General features: G+C 68.3%; 16 protein-coding genes. 11 read left to right on the forward strand and 5 right to left on the reverse strand.

The genetic code is table 11. The features are described from left to right. Positions 1 to 66 precede the first annotated feature (66 nt). Positions 67 to 498 (forward strand): ester cyclase, encoded by a 432-nt coding sequence (locus AB0J62_RS09820; protein ID WP_363866644.1) that lies wholly within the window; start codon positions 67 to 69, stop codon positions 496 to 498. Here the strand turns inward: AB0J62_RS09820 and AB0J62_RS09825 are convergent. Then, positions 485 to 1,465, reverse strand: coding sequence for a carbohydrate kinase family protein (locus tag AB0J62_RS09825; RefSeq protein WP_363866647.1), 981 nt, complete (start codon positions 1,463 to 1,465; stop codon positions 485 to 487). The two genes, AB0J62_RS09820 and AB0J62_RS09825, sit on opposite strands and share 14 nt — an antisense overlap. Positions 1,466 to 1,570: 105 nt before the next feature. On the opposite strand from AB0J62_RS09825, the gene AB0J62_RS09830 reads away from it, so the two are divergent. Genes AB0J62_RS09830 through AB0J62_RS09850 form a run of 5 tightly spaced genes read left to right on the forward strand, consistent with a single transcriptional unit; the run spans position 1,571 to position 5,398 of the window. Then, entirely contained in the window at positions 1,571 to 2,206 is a 636-nt protein-coding gene (locus tag AB0J62_RS09830; RefSeq protein WP_134097835.1) for a class I SAM-dependent methyltransferase, read from the forward strand. A 44-nt stretch (positions 2,207 to 2,250) separates the two neighbouring features. Beyond that, positions 2,251 to 2,880 carry an ABC transporter ATP-binding protein gene (locus AB0J62_RS09835; protein WP_363866651.1) on the forward strand — a complete coding sequence of 210 codons (630 nt, stop codon included), beginning with the start codon at positions 2,251 to 2,253 and terminating at the stop codon, positions 2,878 to 2,880. Then, a complete protein-coding gene (locus tag AB0J62_RS09840) occupies positions 2,877 to 4,454 on the forward strand; it encodes a DUF6297 family protein (RefSeq protein WP_363866654.1) in 1,578 nt (525 codons plus the stop codon). The genes AB0J62_RS09835 and AB0J62_RS09840 overlap by 4 nt, the downstream gene beginning before the upstream one ends. A gap of 45 nt (positions 4,455 to 4,499) precedes the next feature. Continuing rightward, positions 4,500 to 4,841: a PadR family transcriptional regulator gene (locus AB0J62_RS09845; protein WP_363866657.1), complete on the forward strand. Its 342-nt coding sequence runs from the start codon at positions 4,500 to 4,502 to the stop codon at positions 4,839 to 4,841. Further along, positions 4,838 to 5,398 (forward strand): hypothetical protein, encoded by a 561-nt coding sequence (locus tag AB0J62_RS09850; protein WP_363866660.1) that lies wholly within the window; start codon positions 4,838 to 4,840, stop codon positions 5,396 to 5,398. Before AB0J62_RS09845 ends, AB0J62_RS09850 begins: the two co-directional genes overlap by 4 nt. On the opposite strand, the gene AB0J62_RS09855 is transcribed toward AB0J62_RS09850, so the two are convergent. Beyond that, positions 5,386 to 5,691 carry a pyrophosphatase gene (locus AB0J62_RS09855; protein WP_363866663.1) on the reverse strand — a complete coding sequence of 102 codons (306 nt, stop codon included), beginning with the start codon at positions 5,689 to 5,691 and terminating at the stop codon, positions 5,386 to 5,388. The genes AB0J62_RS09850 and AB0J62_RS09855 overlap by 13 nt on opposite strands. A gap of 38 nt (positions 5,692 to 5,729) precedes the next feature. Between AB0J62_RS09855 and AB0J62_RS09860 the strand changes: the two genes are divergently transcribed. After that, positions 5,730 to 6,635 carry a hypothetical protein gene (locus AB0J62_RS09860; protein ID WP_363866666.1) on the forward strand — a complete coding sequence of 302 codons (906 nt, stop codon included), beginning with the start codon at positions 5,730 to 5,732 and terminating at the stop codon, positions 6,633 to 6,635. Between the two features lie 21 nt (positions 6,636 to 6,656). Here AB0J62_RS09860 and AB0J62_RS09865 read toward each other — a convergent pair whose 3' ends face one another. Together AB0J62_RS09865 and AB0J62_RS09870 are read right to left on the reverse strand one after the other, a co-directional pair. After that, positions 6,657 to 7,520, reverse strand: coding sequence for a peptidoglycan recognition family protein (locus AB0J62_RS09865; protein WP_363866669.1), 864 nt, complete (start codon positions 7,518 to 7,520; stop codon positions 6,657 to 6,659). A 120-nt stretch (positions 7,521 to 7,640) separates the two neighbouring features. After that, positions 7,641 to 8,702: an LLM class flavin-dependent oxidoreductase gene (locus AB0J62_RS09870; protein ID WP_363866672.1), complete on the reverse strand. Its 1,062-nt coding sequence runs from the start codon at positions 8,700 to 8,702 to the stop codon at positions 7,641 to 7,643. 83 nt (positions 8,703 to 8,785) lie between these two features. Here AB0J62_RS09870 and AB0J62_RS09875 point away from each other — a divergent pair, with 83 nt between their 5' ends. The 4 genes from AB0J62_RS09875 (at position 8,786) to AB0J62_RS09890 (ending at position 13,747) form a co-directional block, all read left to right on the forward strand. Beyond that, positions 8,786 to 10,180 carry a DUF2252 domain-containing protein gene (locus tag AB0J62_RS09875; protein ID WP_363866675.1) on the forward strand — a complete coding sequence of 465 codons (1,395 nt, stop codon included), beginning with the start codon at positions 8,786 to 8,788 and terminating at the stop codon, positions 10,178 to 10,180. 90 nt (positions 10,181 to 10,270) lie between these two features. Next, positions 10,271 to 10,717, forward strand: a complete 447-nt coding sequence (locus AB0J62_RS09880) for a DUF4234 domain-containing protein (protein WP_363866678.1) — start codon at positions 10,271 to 10,273, stop codon at positions 10,715 to 10,717. Between the two features lie 105 nt (positions 10,718 to 10,822). Next, complete coding sequence (locus AB0J62_RS09885) at positions 10,823 to 11,791, forward strand: aldo/keto reductase (protein WP_363866681.1); 969 nt, start codon at positions 10,823 to 10,825, stop codon at positions 11,789 to 11,791. 78 nt (positions 11,792 to 11,869) lie between these two features. Continuing rightward, a complete protein-coding gene (locus AB0J62_RS09890) occupies positions 11,870 to 13,747 on the forward strand; it encodes a glycoside hydrolase family 76 protein (protein WP_363866685.1) in 1,878 nt (625 codons plus the stop codon). Here the strand turns inward: AB0J62_RS09890 and AB0J62_RS09895 are convergent. After that, positions 13,744 to 14,757, reverse strand: coding sequence for an aldo/keto reductase (locus tag AB0J62_RS09895; protein ID WP_363866688.1), 1,014 nt, complete (start codon positions 14,755 to 14,757; stop codon positions 13,744 to 13,746). The two genes, AB0J62_RS09890 and AB0J62_RS09895, sit on opposite strands and share 4 nt — an antisense overlap. Between the last annotated feature and the right edge of the window lie 25 nt (positions 14,758 to 14,782).

The raw sequence follows: 14,782 nt of genomic DNA on the forward strand, positions 1-14,782 counted from the left end.
CACTGTGTTCAGTGCAGTGACACTGCATCGAGTGCACTGCTAGTGCAATAACTCCGAGGGGGAGTCATGGAAGGACCACGTGAGGTACTGGAGCGAATGCTGCACGAGGGGTTCGCGACCGGGAACGACGCGATCGTCGACGAGCTTTGCGCGCCGGATCTGATCGAGCACCAGTTCGGGCTGGCCGGGAGGGGTGACCAGGCGCGCGAACAGGTGAAGACCGCGATCCGGCAGGTGCACGAGCTGGTGCCGGACATGGAGTACACGTTGGAGGACTCCGTCGTCGACGATGTCGTGTGGGCGCGCGGACGGGGGCGGGGGACCGCGACCGGCTCGTTCTTCGGTCCGCCGAGCAACGCCACGATCGACATCGCGCTCTTCGAGATGGCCCGCGTCGTCGACGGCCGGATCGTCGAGCACTGGGGCTGCCCGGACCGCTTCGCCCTCCTCGCACAGACCGGAGGGCTGGCGCGGCTCGAGGCGCTTACGACGACTTGAGGGCCTGCTTCGCGGTGGTGGCGGCGTCGGCGCCGTAGGCGCTGGTGAGACGGTCGAGGAAGGCGTCGTGGTCGAGCGTGTACTCCTGCGTCCCGACCGTTTCGAGGACGGTGGTGGCGAGGGTGCAGCCGAGGTGGGCGGCTGCTTCGTGATCGAGTCCGGAGGCGCGGCCGGTGAGGTAGCCGGCGCGGAACGCGTCGCCGCCGCCGGTCGGGTCGACCAGGCCCGGAGCGGGCACGGCCGGGACCTTCGCCAGTACGCCGGTCGTGTCCTCGATCACCACGCCGTCGCCGCCGCGCGTGGTGACGCGTACGCCGACCCGCTCGAGGATCTCGTTGTGGCTCCAGCCGGTCTTCTGCACCATCAGGCCGGCCTCGTACTCGTTGCTGAACAGGTATGCCGCTCCGTCGATCAGCCGCCGGATGTTCGTACCGTCCATCCGCGCCAGCTGCTGTGACGGGTCCGCCGCGACGGCGATCCCGTGCTGCTTGGCCAGCTCGGTGTGCTTGAGCATCGCGTCCGGGTCGTCGGCGCCGATCAGCACCAGGTCGACACCGCCGGTGGCCTGATGGATCGCGCCCAGGTCGAGCTCGCGCGCCTCGGCCATCGCGCCGGTGTAGAACGAGGCGATCTGGTTCGCGTCCTGGTCCGTCGTACACGTGAACCGCGCGGTGTGTACGTTCTCGCAGACACGGACATGCGACACGTCCACGCCCGCCGCCGTCAGCGCCGCGCCGTACTCGGCGAAGTCGGCGCCGACCGAGCCGACCAGCAGCGACCCGAACCCGAGCTGGGCCATGCCGTAGCAGATGTTCGCGCCGACGCCGCCGCGGTGCACCACCAGTTCGTCGACCAGGAACGACAAGGAGACCTTGTGCATCTGCTCCTCGAGGAACTGGTCCTTGAACCGGCCCGGGAACGTCATCAGGATGTCGGTCGCGATCGATCCGGCGACAGCGATGCGCATACGGGATGCTCCCTCAGGGTCGGTAGAGCTGGGGTGGGTGTACGGCGTGACGACAGCCAATAGAGACTACAGGCGACCGAACAAATACACGGAGGGCGGGAATTCATGGGCCATCAGGTACCGGTGACCGAGGAACTGCACGACTACATGGTCGCCCACGGCATGCCGCTGGACGAGATCGCGACCGAGCTGCGCGCCGAGACCGAGAAGCTCGGCAACCCCGCGGGCATGCTGACCACCGCGGACCAGGCCGGCCTGCTGACCATGTTGACCCGGCTGATCGGCGCCCGCCGGGCGGTCGAGATCGGCACCTTCACCGGGTTCTCGGCGCTGGCGATCTCGCGCGGGCTGCCGGACGACGGCGAGCTGATCTGCCTGGACGTCAGCGATGAGTGGACCTCGATCGGCCGCAAGTACTGGGAGCGGGCGGGCGTCGCGGACAAGATCGACCTGCGGATCGGTGACGCGCACGACTCCGCGGCGAAACTCGACGGCGAGTTCGACCTCGCCTTCGTCGACGCCGACAAGGACTGGTACATCAAGTACTTCGAGACCGTCCTGCCGCTGATCCGCCCGAACGGGCTGATGCTGTTCGACAACACGCTGGCCGGCGGACGGGTGATCGAGGCCGACGGCCCGGCCGACCGCAAGGAGTTCAACGCGCACATCGCGCAGGACGATCGCGTCGACGTGGTCATGCTCGGCATCGGCGACGGGCTGACTCTGGTCCGCAAGAAGTGAGCAAGTCGGGGAGCAGGCCGGCGAACAAGTCAGGGAGCAAGTCGGTGCCGCGGCTGGCGGTGCAGGGTCTGCAGCACAAGTACGGCGACCGGCCGGTGATCGAGGGACTGACCTTCTCGCTGGCCGCGGGGCAGGCGATCGCGCTGGTCGGGCCGAACGGCGCCGGCAAGACGACCGTCCTGAAGTGCATCGTCGGGTCGGCCGAGCCGGCCGCCGGGAAGATCCTGCTCGACGGCGTGCCGATCGACGAGCGGATCGAGGTCGTCCGTCGTGATGTGGCGACGCTGCTCGACGACCTGGACTTCTTCCCGGACCTGACCGCGGCCGAGCATCTCGACCTGCTCGCCCGCGCGCACGGCAACGCGTCGCCGGAAGATCTCGTCGACACCACGCTCGACGACATCGGCCTGCTGCCGGCTGCCGACCAGCTCCCCGGCTCGCTGTCGTCGGGCCAGCGGCGTCGTCTCGCACTGGCGACGGCACTGGTCCGGCCGCGCAAGCTGATGGTGCTCGACGAGCCGGAGGCGCGGCTGGACACCGACGGCGTGCAGTGGCTGTCGAATCGGCTGGTCGAGGAGAAGAAGTCCGGCACCTCGATCCTGTTCGCGAGCCACGATCCGGCGCTGGTCGAGACGGTCGCGGATTCCGTCGTCACCCTGACTCCGCTGCCATGACCGACGGGCCCGTTGTCTTCGATCCCAGCGACTTCGGCGCGATCCCGACGTCGCGGTCGTTACGGCAGTGGATGCGCACGACCCGGCGGCGGCACGCGGATCGGTCGTTCTGGCAGATCTTCGAGGACGTGTACCTGGTCCTGTTCACGCTGGCGATGCTCGGCGCGACGGCCGGCAACGTCGTACGGCACCTGAACTCGAACGCGGCCCGCTGTACGTCGTACACCTGCGGCCAGCTCTCCGAGTGGATGCCGTGGATCATGGTGCCGTTGCTGCTGGCAATCACCGTGCGCATGCTGCTCGCCGTCGGACCGGTGTCGGCGTCGAGGGCCAGCGGGTTCTGGTTGCTCGCCACGCCGGTCAACCGGGCCGCGCTGCTGCGCCCGGCGTACCGGCTGGTGACCGCGACCGTCGCAGTCGCCGGGCTCGTGGCCGCGGCGATCATCTGGGCCCTGATCGGGTCGAGCTTCGGCGTCGTGCTCGAGGCAGCGGTGCTGATCAGCGCGCTCCTGGTGTGTGCGGCGATCGCCACGGTCTGGGCGCAACAGTCGACCCGGCGCTCCCGCTGGACGCTCCGGGTCGCCGACCTGCTGCTGATCGCCGCGGTGGTGCCGGCCGCGATCCTGGCGTTCCGCCCGCAGCCGAAGCCGATCGCCTACGAGACGTTAGCGATCTATATCTACGCCGAGGCCCCGGACAACGGGTTTCTCGGGTTCGGTCGGATCGCCGACAGCAGTTTCTTCGCCCCCGGCGGGCTGCATCTGCTGGTGATCTGCGCGGTGGTTGTCGTGCTGTGCGTCGGGTTGACGGCCTTGACCTCGCGGACGCTCGACAAGTTGGGGCGGTCGAGTGTGATCGCAGGCGGTGAATTGCTGGCCGGTCTCGCGGGTGCGGCGAGCAGTCTGGATATCAGCATGTTGGGCGACGTGATCGCCGGGCGGCACTGGCGGTTGAAGGGGCGGGTGCGGTCGCGCCGCGGCATGGGTTCGCGTGGTGGCGCGATCGTGCAGCGCGAGTTCTGGCGGATCCTGCGCTGGCCGCGACGGCTCGTCATCGCGGGCGCTCTGCTCGTGGTCCCGTACGCCGTCGCGGGCGCGGGGTTCGACGTACTCGTTCCGATCGCGGCCGCGTTCGCCGGGTTCATCGCCGTACGGCCGATGCTCGACGGACTGCGGACGGTCTGCCGATCGACGGGCCTGGTCCGGGCGATGGGGATGGATCTGCGCGAGTTGCGCGTGGTGATGGCGGTGGTTCCGGGGCTGTTCGCGGTGCTCTGGGCGGGGCTCGCGTTCCCCGCGATCGGCAGCCTCTCAGCCACGTTCGCGGTCGCGGGCGGCGTGATCTCGGGCGCGGTGCGGCAGGCGTCCGCGCGACCCCCGACGTACGCCGGTCCGCTCGTCGCCTCGCCGATGGGGGCGATCCCGCCCGGGCTGTTCTCCCAGCCGGCTCGCGGGTTCGACCTGTTGCTCCTGTGCCTGGTGCCGGTGCTGCTCAACCTGCCGCCGCTGTGGGTCGTGGCCATCCCGGCCTTCGTCCTCACCGTGATGTTCTCGGTCCGTCCGAAAACTGACTGACCCTCGTCTTGGCGTATCTTGGCGTGGACAGGTACCTTGTCTCGCATGGTAGCTGAGAAGGTTTTCACGCAGCTGCGCCGAGGGACGCTGGAGTTCTGCGTCCTGGCGCTGTTGCAGGGAGAGCCTCGTTACGGTTTCGAGTTGGTCAAAGCGCTGAGTGAAGTGGACGGAATGGTCACGACCGAGGGCACGATCTACCCACTGCTGGCGCGGTTGCGGCGCGAGGGTCTGGTGGAGACGAGCTGGCAGGAGTCCGGCTCCGGTCCGCCCCGGCGGTATTACACCTCGACACCCGAGGGCAGCCAGGCGCTGGCCGCGTTCACCGCGGACTGGAAACGGTTCTGCGCCTCGGTCGACAAGATCTTGCAGAGTGGGAGACGGGGATGAGCATGGAACTGGACAGCGACCGCCTGGTCGATGCGTACCTGAACGAGCTGGCCACTGAGGCCGCGGCGCTGCCGGCGGGCCGGCACGACGAGCTGCTCGACGACGTGAAGGCCCACATCGCCGAGGCGCGCGCGGCAGGTGCCACATCCGAGGACGAGCTCCGCGAGGTCCTGCAGCGGCTCGGCCGGCCGAGCGAGATCGTCGCCGCCGCCACCGACGGCCTGGTGCTGGTCGAGGTGCCGCCACGGCTGCGTCCGTGGGACTTCGTCGCGGTCGGGCTGCTGCTGGTCGCGCCGTACCTGCTGTCGTTCAGTGTGATCGTGGCCCTGGTCGGCTGGGCGATCGGCCTCGGGATGCTCTGGTCGTCGAACCGCTGGACCCCGCTGTGGAAGCTGATCGGCACCTTCACCTGGCCACTCGGGTACGCCGTGGCCCTGGCGCTCGACACCTTCTTCCAGGCCCCCATCCGAATCAGCCTCGCAGCCGACGCGCTCGTCTCACTCGCCCTGACAGCCGCCCTCGTCCTCAACGCCCGCCCGCCCCGTCAGCGTTCGTAGACCAGCCACTTGTCCTCGATCTCCCGCGCGAGATCGACGTCGTGTTGATGCGCGAAGAGCAGGAGCTGGCACAGCACGTCGGCGAACTCCCGATGGAACGTCTCGCGGATCTGCTCCGCGGTCGCACCTTTTGAGCGAGCGCGGCCGGTGTGCTGGAGGTAGGCCTGAGTGAGTTCGCCGACCTCCTCCTGCAACTTGAGCAGGAACCAATCCGGATCCCGCTCGAAGCCAAGGCGTACGCCGTACCCGACCGAGATCTTCTCCAGGCGGTCCTGCAGGTGCTTGAGGTCCACGGTGGTATCCAAGCAGGCCGCGGCGACAGAATGTGGAGATGGATGCGACCGGATGGTTGCTGGAGTCGGATGAGCCGGCGGTTCGGAAGCTGGCCCGGAGGGACTTGCTGGGCGAGGAGTCCGGCGAGGACGTGCTCGCCGGGCGGATGGTGCAGACGCTGCTGATGGACGCGTGTGCGGACAAGCGGGCGTACAAGAAGTGGACCGGCGCGCACTGGCGGATCGTCTCGCTGGTCGAACTCGAGGTACCGCCGGGTGAGCCGCGGGCGGTCGAGGCCGCGGAGTACGACCTGGCCGAGGTGATGCGATCGCTCAAGTACGGCGTGCTTGTCGTCGACGGACTCGTACGGCGATGCGGGTCGGTCGAAGGCAACACGCTGGCTGCATGCAGCCGGCTCGGGATGGCGAGCGATCCGCGCGTCCGGAGCCTGGCCGAGGGACTATTGGAGTGGCAATGGCCCGACGGCGGCTGGAACTGCGACCGCCGCGCGAGCGGCCGACGGTCGTCGTTCCACGAGACGCACGCCGCGGCCTGGGGACTGCACGAGTACTACCGGGCCACGGGAGAAACCGCGGCGCAGGCCGGAGCCTTGCGAGCGGGGGAGTTGTTCCTCGAGCACCGGTTGTTCCGCAGCCTGTCGACCGGTGAGGTCATCAACCCGAAGTGGTTGCGGCCGCACTATCCGCCGTACTGGCACTACGACATCCTGCAGGCATTGCTGGTCCTGTCGCGGCTCGGGCTTGCCGGAGATGAGCGCGCAGGCGACGCGTTGGACGAGTTGGAGCGGCAGCGCCGGCCCGACGGCCGGTGGATTGCGCGAACGCCGTGGTGGGATCCCGTCGGCGGCAGCCGCTCGCCCGAGATCGTCGACTGGGGGCGTACCGGGCCGAACGAGATGATCACGCTGAACGCCCTGCGAGTCCTGAAGACCGCAGGGCGCTGAACGACCGGACGAGCTGACCGGCTACTCGGACTCGGAGGCCGAGGTGCCGACCGGTGGGAATGGGTCGAGGGGCTGGTCCTCGAGCTTCGGATCGGTGTTCGGTTCCGGGACCTCGGGTTCCTGCTGCGACGGTGCGTCGGCCGCGAGGTTCTTCGGCGCGGTGGCCCAGACGGCGGCGGCTGCGCGGGCGGCGTCGGCGGCGTCGGTCTGGCGTTCGTAGTTCTTGATGTCGAGTGCGTACGCCTTCACCACCGCCGTGAGGTCGCGGCGCAGCTGTTTGTGCACCCAGAGGGCATAGGCCTGCGAGCGGGCCTCGATGAAGTTCTTGAGTTCCTGCATCTGGGCGGGGGTCATGTCGTCGTCCTCCGAATGGCCGGGGGTGAAGTCGCCGCGGGCGATCGCGGCACGGGCGGGGTCGCCGGGGCAGTCTGTCGGCTCCGGCCGGACCGCGGAGTGCGGCCGGATCGCCGTACCGCGGGGGTAGAGCTTGCGGAAGTCGGCGATCACCGCGCGGGTGGTCGCCTTCATCGCGGCGGACGGCTGCTCGCCGGTGACGAGCACCAGCAGGATCGCGCCGTACCGTTCGTTCACGTCGTTGTCGCCGTTCGCGCCGGACTGGGTCCGCAGACCGCGCAGCGTCCAGGCCCGACCGGACTGGTCGACTGCGACCTGGTACGCGATGTCCGACCAGCCGCGGGTGTCCATGTGGTAGTCCTGCCACCCGCGCAACGCGGAGGCGACCGCCGCCTGGGTGTGGATGACCTTCGTCGACCCGGTGCCCGGCCAGTGGATCACCGCGCCCTCGACCCGGGACACGGTCAGATTGCCCGGCCCGTCCTTCGGCGGTCGCGCATTCCACGCGGACCGGGGCAGATAGTTGACCATCGATGCTCCTCACGTGCCTCACAGCGCCACATACCCACCCCTGGCGCTCGGTAATCAACCGATCACACTGGGCACGCAGCAGTCAAGCATCAGTCAAGCGATGAGCAGCATCTTTTCAGGTCACTGGCGCAACAGGGGGAGGAGCTGGTCGCCGATGCGGGTGGTTTCTTCGTGGTACGGCGTGTCCGAGAGGATGAAGTGGGTGACGCCCAGATCGCGGTACCTGCGCAGAGACTTGGCGACATCGTCGGGCGAGCCGACCAGCCACGTCGTGCCGGCGCCGCCTCCGCCGTACTTGCCCGGGGCCGTGTAGAGGTTGTCGTCGAGGACCTCGCCGCGTTCGGCCAGGTCGAGGAGGCGTTGCTGGCCGACGGCCTTGAACCAGCGGCGATCGCGGCTGCCTTGGGCCCCCGTCGATCCAGCCATTTTCGCGACCTTTGCCTCGGCGTCGGCCCATGCCTCCTCGGCGGTGTCCCGAACCAGCGTCGTGATCCGCAAACCGAACTCTAGCGGCGCATGCTCGCGACCGAGCTCACCCTCGAGGTCCCGCAGGTGCGCGATCCGCTCCGCGATCCCGTCCAACGGCTCACCCCAGAAGAGTTGTACGTCGGCATCCGTCGCCGCCACCCGTTGCGCTGCGTCCGACGCGCCACCGAAGTACAGCCGCGGATGCAGGCGACCTTCTCGTACGACGGGCCGGGTCGCGACCGTCGACCCCGTCACCGAGAAGTACTCGCCCGCGAACGTCACGTCCTCCTCGGTCCACAATCGCCGTACCAGTTGGAGAAACTCCTTCGTCCGGGCGTAGCGCTGCGGCTGATCGCCCTCGCTGTCGCCGTACGCCGCGAGGTTGTCCTGGCCGGAGACGATATTGATCAGCAACCGCCCGCCGCTGAGCTGATCGAGCGTGCTCGCCGCGGACGCGAAATGCGCCGGATGCCAGTAGCCGGGCCGGATCGCGGCCAGCGGCTGGAAGGTCGTCGTCCGTGCGGCGAGCGCGGTCGCGACCGTGAACGTGTCCGGCCGGCCCCATCCGGTGCCGAGCAGCGCGCCTGACCAGCCGTGGTCCTCGGTGAGCCGCGCCAGTTCGGTCAAGCGCTCGATGCTGTTGTGTCCCTGGACGGTGTCGTCGCCGCGGTGACCGGGGTCGACCTGGTTCGGGATGTACCAGAGGAAAGTCATGCAAATCAGCTTAAGTTCACTCGATTAGTCGACTTAAGGTGTCTTGCTGGTCAAGATGGCGCCGCCGGGGCGACTCTGGAGAGATGGACGAGCCACTGACTGCGGAACAACGAGCGGCGCGGGGGAAGGCGGTGCGGAAGGAGGTGCCGCGCGAGTCGCACGCCGAGGTCCGGCTCAGTGCCACGCGGGATCCGGTCGGGCTGCTGCTCACCCAGGCCGAGGGGCGCGTGCCGGAACTGGTTCCGATCCGGCACGGCCGCATGCTCGTCTCGCCGTTCACCTTCTACCGCGGCGCCGCTTTGATCATGGCGGCCGACCTCGCGCAGACATCGCCGACCGGGCTGGAGGTGCAGCTGTGCGGAGATGCTCATCTGTCGAACTTCGGTGCGTACGCGTCGCCCGATCGGCGGCTCGTGTTCGACGTGAACGACTTCGACGAGACGCTGCCCGGATCGTTCGAGTGGGATGTGAAGCGGCTCGCGACGAGCTTTGTCGTGGCCGGGCAGGACAACGGGTTCCGTCCGAAGAAGTGCCGCGAGATCGTGCTCAGCGTCGTACGCACGTATCGCGAGACGCTGCGTGAGTTCGCCGGGCAGCCGATTCTTGCCGTCTGGTACGCCCGGCTGGACATCGAGGATGTGGCGGCGCGGTTCCAGGCGTCGCTCCCGTCAGGTCAGCGAAAGGGGCTGAAGGCGGCGCGCGGGAAGCTGGCGAAGGCGTACACCCGCGACAGCATGCAGGCGATCGGCAAGCTCACCGCGACCGTCGACGGCCGTCGGCGGATCGTCTCGAACCCGCCGCTCGTCGTCCCGATGGATGACCTGGTCGACCTCGACGGCGCGGTGGTGCTGGCCAGGCTGCAGGAACTGATGACCGGCTACCGCGGCACGCTCCAGCACGACCGCCGCCATCTCCTGGATCATTTCCGGCTGACCGATATCGCGCACAAGGTCGTCGGCGTCGGCAGCGTCGGCACCCGGGCGTGGATCATGTTGCTCGAGTCAACGGTCGCCGATGAGGCGTTGGTCCTCCAGGCGAAGCAGGCGGGGTCGTCCGTCCTGGCGCCGTACGCCGGATCGTCCCCGCGGATGAGCCAAGGCGAACGCGTGGTCGTCGGCCAGCGGATGATGCAGGCCAGCAGCGACATCTTCCTCGGCTGGCTGCGCGCCGATACCGCCGACGGCGAGCAGGACTACTACGTCCGCCAGCTCCGCGACTGGAAGATGTCCGCCGACATCGAGAGCCTCACTCCGGACGCCATGATCCTGTACGCCCGCCTGTGCGGCTGGACCCTCGCCCGGGCTCACGCCCGCTCCGGCGACCGCTTCGCTCTCGCCGCCTACCTGGGCAAGTCCGACGCCTTCGACCAGGCCGTCACCGACTTCGCCGACACCTACGCCGCGCAGAACGCCCAGGACCACGAGACCTTCGCCAAGGCCGTTGCCGACGGCCGGGTCGAAGCCCGGACCGGAGTTTGATCAGCTCCTGTTGTAACGCATCGTGACGAGAGCGCGATGTAGTGGCCGACAGGGTCGCGCTCTGTGACCCGATCGTAGGGGGGAACACTCGTGGGACAGCAGATCGTCCTGCCGAGCCGAGCGGGTACGCCGGTCGCGCAGGGAATGCAGATGAAGCTGCGGCACCCGGTCGGTGTCTGGCTCGGCCTGCCGTTGATCACGTTCGGGATCTATCACCTGGTCTGGTACTACAAGATCCACAAGGAGCTCGCGCACTTCGACCGCCGCCGGGTGGTTCCGGTGGCCGGCCCGATGCTGGTGCTGCTCTTCCTGAGCTGGACCGTGATCGCGCCGATGATCTCGTACTTCCGCACCGGCAAGCGGATCGCGGAGGGTCAGCGGGCCGCGGGCCTGCCGGTCACGTGCAGTGCCGGTCTAGGGCTGCTGCTGATGTTCGTGTTCGGTCTGGGCACGCTGTACTACCAGCTCGAGCTCAACAAGGTGGTCAACTCGTACGGCGACGCTCCTGTGGGCACGCCGATCTCGCTGTACGTCTGACTCATCGCTGCGATTTGTCGAGGTCATGAGCAACACCTGTTGGACTCCGGCGCGGGAGCGTGATCTGGTGACTGGAAACGTTCCCGTTCTAGGTCGGAGGGTGTTATGGCGCAGGCAGCGCAGCGTTCGTTGGGTGCAGGCGGAACGGCGGTCAGTGCGCTGGGCATGGGGTGTTGGGCGATCGGGGGACCGCATGCCCGGCAGGGGAGTCCGGTCGGCTGGGGTGTCATCGACGACGGCGAGTCGAAGCGCGCGTTGCGGCGAGCGTACGAATTGGGCGTCACGTTCTTCGACACCGCCGACGTGTACGGATGCGGGCACAGCGAGAAGTTGATCGCGGAGGCGCTCGGAGACGTCCGGGACGACATCGTGATCGCCTCCAAGGCCGGCTACACGTACGTCGAGGAGACCCGCGAGGCGCCGGGTGAGAACGGCGACCCGGAGTACATCCGCTGGGCCTGCGACGAGTCGCTCCGGCGGCTGAACACGGACCGGATCGACCTGTACCAGTTCCACCTCGGCGGGTACGACCTTGCCAAGGCGGACGACGTCCTCGCGGTCTTCGAGGAACTGGTTGCCGTGGGCAAGGTCCGTGCGATCGGATGGAGCACGGACGATCCGGAGCGGGCCGCGCTGTTCGCGAAAAGCCCGTACTGCAAGGCGATCCAGCAGCACTTCAATGTCTTCGGCGGGAACGCCGACGTCCTCGCGTTGTGCGAGGACAAGGGTCTCGCGAGCATCGTCCGCGGTCCGCTCGGGATGGGCCTGCTGACCGGGAAGTTCGACCAGGACAGCAGCCTGCCCGAGGACGACGTACGGCACGGCTGGAACTTCCGTACCGGTGACCAGGCGGAGTCGTTGCGGCGGCTCGATGCGATCCGTGACGTGCTGACGTCCGACGGCCGGACGCTCGCGCAGGGTGCGCTCGGCTGGCTGTGGGCACGCAGCGAGGCGTTCGTGCCGATTCCCGGGTTCAAGACGGTCGCGCAGGTCGAGGAGAACGCGGGCGCGCTGCAGCACGGTCCGCTGGCGCCGGCACAACTGGATGAGATTGCCGCGATCCTGGGCCATTGACATCGTTGTCTACTCCGACGACGATAGCTCCTCGGAAGCTCGGTGAAACGTTTCCAAGCCGCTCGAGGAGATCCGCCCATGGTCTTGCACCGTCGTACCTTCCGTCTGCTCGTGGCCGGGGCGGTGACACTGGCGATCGCGCTGGTGTCGCCGCCGGCCGGAGCCACCGCGCCGCACGCCGACGGCCCGACCGCCACCGCGCGGGCCCGGGTCGCGGCCGACGAACTGATGAGCTCCTACGAGCCGAACAAAGCGTGGTTCCCCTCCAGCTGGTGGAACTCCGCGGTCGCGTTGCAGACCATCGGCGACTACATGCAACGCACCGGCGACCGCCGCTACCTCGGGCAGCTGGACAACACGTTCGAGAAGGACAAGGGCGTGTTCCCGGCCGGGTACCTGTCCGGCGACCCGCTGCTCGGCAACTTCACCAGCCGCGCGATCGACGACTCGGAGTGGTGGGGTCTGACCTGGGTCCAGGCGTACGACCTGACCAAGAACCGCAAGTACCTCGACATGGCGGTCAAGATCGCGGAGTACGTCGAGGGGTACTGGGACCCGAGCTCGTGCGGCGGCGGAGTCTGGTGGAACGGCGAACGCACGTACAAGAACGCGGTCACCAACGGCCTCTGGATCCGCCTCACCGCGGAGCTGCACAACCGCATGCCGCACGACAAGCGCTGGCTCGGCCGTGCGCAGGAGGGCTGGAACTGGTTCACCGCCAGCGGCATGATCAACTCCGCCGGCCTGGTCAACGACGGCCTGAAGGACGACTGCACGAGCAACGGCGACACGGTCTGGAGCTACAACCAGGGCCTCGCGATCGGCGCCGGCCTCGAGCTCTATCGAGCCACTCACGACGCGAAGATCCTCCCGACCGTACGGCGGTTGGCGGACGCCGCGATCGCTCCGGGCGGACTCGTCACGAACGGCGTGCTGACGGAGTACTGCGATGCGCAGGGCCGCACCTGTGACGACAACGGCAAGCAGTTCAAGGGCATCTTCATGCGCTACTGGATGGACCTCGCCGACACCACGCACGACCCGCGCTATACGGACTTCGTCGCGCAGCAGGCCGCCACGGTCTGGGACAACGACCGGGACGCGTCCGACCGGTTGGGGGAGCGGTGGTCCGGCGCCGAGCCGAATGTCTTCGACTGGCGTACCCAGGCCAGTGCGCTGAGCGCGCTGATCGCCGCCGCACCCACCGTCCCGCCGACGCGATCGTTGTCGGCGACAACCGATCCGGCCTTGCCCGTGGTGATGCCGGCGACCGGCAGTGCGACGCACGTGAAGGTCCAGGTCGACGTCCAGGCAACCGGCGTGGCCCCGCTCCAGGTCGTCGTGCGACCGTCCGCCCCTTCCGGCTGGACGGTGACGCCCGCGAAGACGACCGTCACGCTCCGCCCGCACGGAAACGCCTCGCCGGTGCATGCGTCGGTCCCACTGGACGTCACGATCCCGGCCGGTACCGCGGACGGCCTCCACTCGGTCACCGCGACCGCGACGTCCGGATCCCTGTCGTTCAGTACGCGGTCGGACATCCTGGTCGCACACAACGTCGACTTCGACACCGGTACGGCGGCCGAGACCCCGTGGCTGTTCGACGCGGACGGTTCGCAGAGCAACGGCGTACAGAACCGGTTCGCCGACGGGCATTCGTACTTCGTCTACCGCTTCCCGTTCCCGGCCGACACCACCAGCGCGTCCGCGACTTTGACGATCGACAACGAGTTCGTCGTCCAGGTCAGCGGCGACGGGCAGACCTGGACCACGGTCGCCACCGAGACCAACCAGGAGCACGACGGGAACAACAAGGCAGCCCGCACGTTCGACCTCACGCCGTACCTCGGCCCGGCCGACGGATCGAGCAGGGCCGGGTACGTGCGAGTGTCGGACTCCTTCCCCGACGACGGCTGGGGCGGGCGCGTCTACCACGTGACCGCGACGTACAACTAAGCAGCGGCGCGATCGGCGATCGTCCGGCGGCGCAGCGAGGCGTCGAGGATCGCCGGGGTGTCGTAGTCCATGTCGAGCCGGCCGACATCGGTGCCCGGCGGGACGATCTTGTCGATCTGGTCGAGGATGGCGTCATCGAGGGTGACGTCCATCCCGGCCAGGGCGTCGTCGAGGTGCTCCATGGTCCGTGGGCCGATGATCGCCGACGTGACGCCCGGGTGCGCGATGGCGAAGGCCATGGCCAGATGGGTCAGCTTGAGCCCGGCCGCCTCGGCGACCGGGATCAACTGCTCCACCACGTCGAGCCGCCGCTCGTCGGTCATGTGCTTGAAGATCGCCGTACGCCGGAGGTCGGCCGGCGCGCGGCCGGTCAGCTGTCCCTGAGCGAGCGGGCTCCAGACCAAGGCGCCCATCCCGTACTTCTGCACCATCGGCAGCACCTCGCGCTCGATCCCACGATTGAGGATCGAGTACGGCGGCTGCTCGGTCCGGAACCGCTCCAGTCCACGACGCTCGGCGACCCACTGCGCCTCGACGATCTCGCTCGCGGGGGTCGCCGACGAACCGACCGCGCGGACCTTCCCGCTCCGGATCAGGTCGGTCAGCGCCGACAGGGTCTCCTCGATATCGGTGTCCGGATCGGGCCGGTGCATCTGGAACACGTCGATGTAGTCGGTCTGCAGGCGACGCAGCGAGTTCTCGACCGCGGTGATGATCCAGCGCCGCGAGTTGCCCCGCTGGTTGGGGTCGTCGCCCATCGGCAAGTGCGATTTGGTGGCCAGTACGACGTGCTCGCGACGGCCCTTGAGTGCCGCGCCGACGATCTCCTCGGACTCGCCGTGCGAGTAGAAGTCCGCGGTGTCGACGAAGTTGATCCCGGCGTCGAGTGCCTTGTCGATCATCCGGAGCGACTCGTCGCGGTCGTTGTTGCCGACGGCACCGAACATCATCGCGCCGAGGGCGTACGGGCTGACCTTGATACCGGTCCGGCCCAGCGTGCGGTAGTGCATTTGTTCCTCCTTGGGTTCCCCTTCA

The sequence above is a fragment of the Kribbella sp. NPDC049584 genome (assembly GCF_040675555.1).
Lineage (GTDB): Bacteria > Actinomycetota > Actinomycetes > Propionibacteriales > Kribbellaceae > Kribbella.

Coding starts and splice junctions, on each gene's coding strand:
- AB0J62_RS09885 (WP_363866681.1), top strand. CDS start 10,823: ATGGCGCAGGCAGCGCAGCGTTCGTTGGGTGCAGGCGGAACGGCGGTC.
- AB0J62_RS09865 (WP_363866669.1), bottom strand. CDS start 7,520: ATGGTCAACTATCTGCCCCGGTCCGCGTGGAATGCGCGACCGCCGAAG.
- AB0J62_RS09820 (WP_363866644.1), top strand. CDS start 67: ATGGAAGGACCACGTGAGGTACTGGAGCGAATGCTGCACGAGGGGTTC.
- AB0J62_RS09825 (WP_363866647.1), bottom strand. CDS start 1,465: ATGCGCATCGCTGTCGCCGGATCGATCGCGACCGACATCCTGATGACG.
- AB0J62_RS09845 (WP_363866657.1), top strand. CDS start 4,500: ATGGTAGCTGAGAAGGTTTTCACGCAGCTGCGCCGAGGGACGCTGGAG.
- AB0J62_RS09840 (WP_363866654.1), top strand. CDS start 2,877: ATGACCGACGGGCCCGTTGTCTTCGATCCCAGCGACTTCGGCGCGATC.
- AB0J62_RS09860 (WP_363866666.1), top strand. CDS start 5,730: ATGGATGCGACCGGATGGTTGCTGGAGTCGGATGAGCCGGCGGTTCGG.
- AB0J62_RS09875 (WP_363866675.1), top strand. CDS start 8,786: ATGGACGAGCCACTGACTGCGGAACAACGAGCGGCGCGGGGGAAGGCG.
- AB0J62_RS09850 (WP_363866660.1), top strand. CDS start 4,838: ATGAGCATGGAACTGGACAGCGACCGCCTGGTCGATGCGTACCTGAAC.
- AB0J62_RS09870 (WP_363866672.1), bottom strand. CDS start 8,702: ATGACTTTCCTCTGGTACATCCCGAACCAGGTCGACCCCGGTCACCGC.
- AB0J62_RS09830 (WP_134097835.1), top strand. CDS start 1,571: ATGGGCCATCAGGTACCGGTGACCGAGGAACTGCACGACTACATGGTC.
- AB0J62_RS09895 (WP_363866688.1), bottom strand. CDS start 14,757: ATGCACTACCGCACGCTGGGCCGGACCGGTATCAAGGTCAGCCCGTAC.
- AB0J62_RS09890 (WP_363866685.1), top strand. CDS start 11,870: ATGGTCTTGCACCGTCGTACCTTCCGTCTGCTCGTGGCCGGGGCGGTG.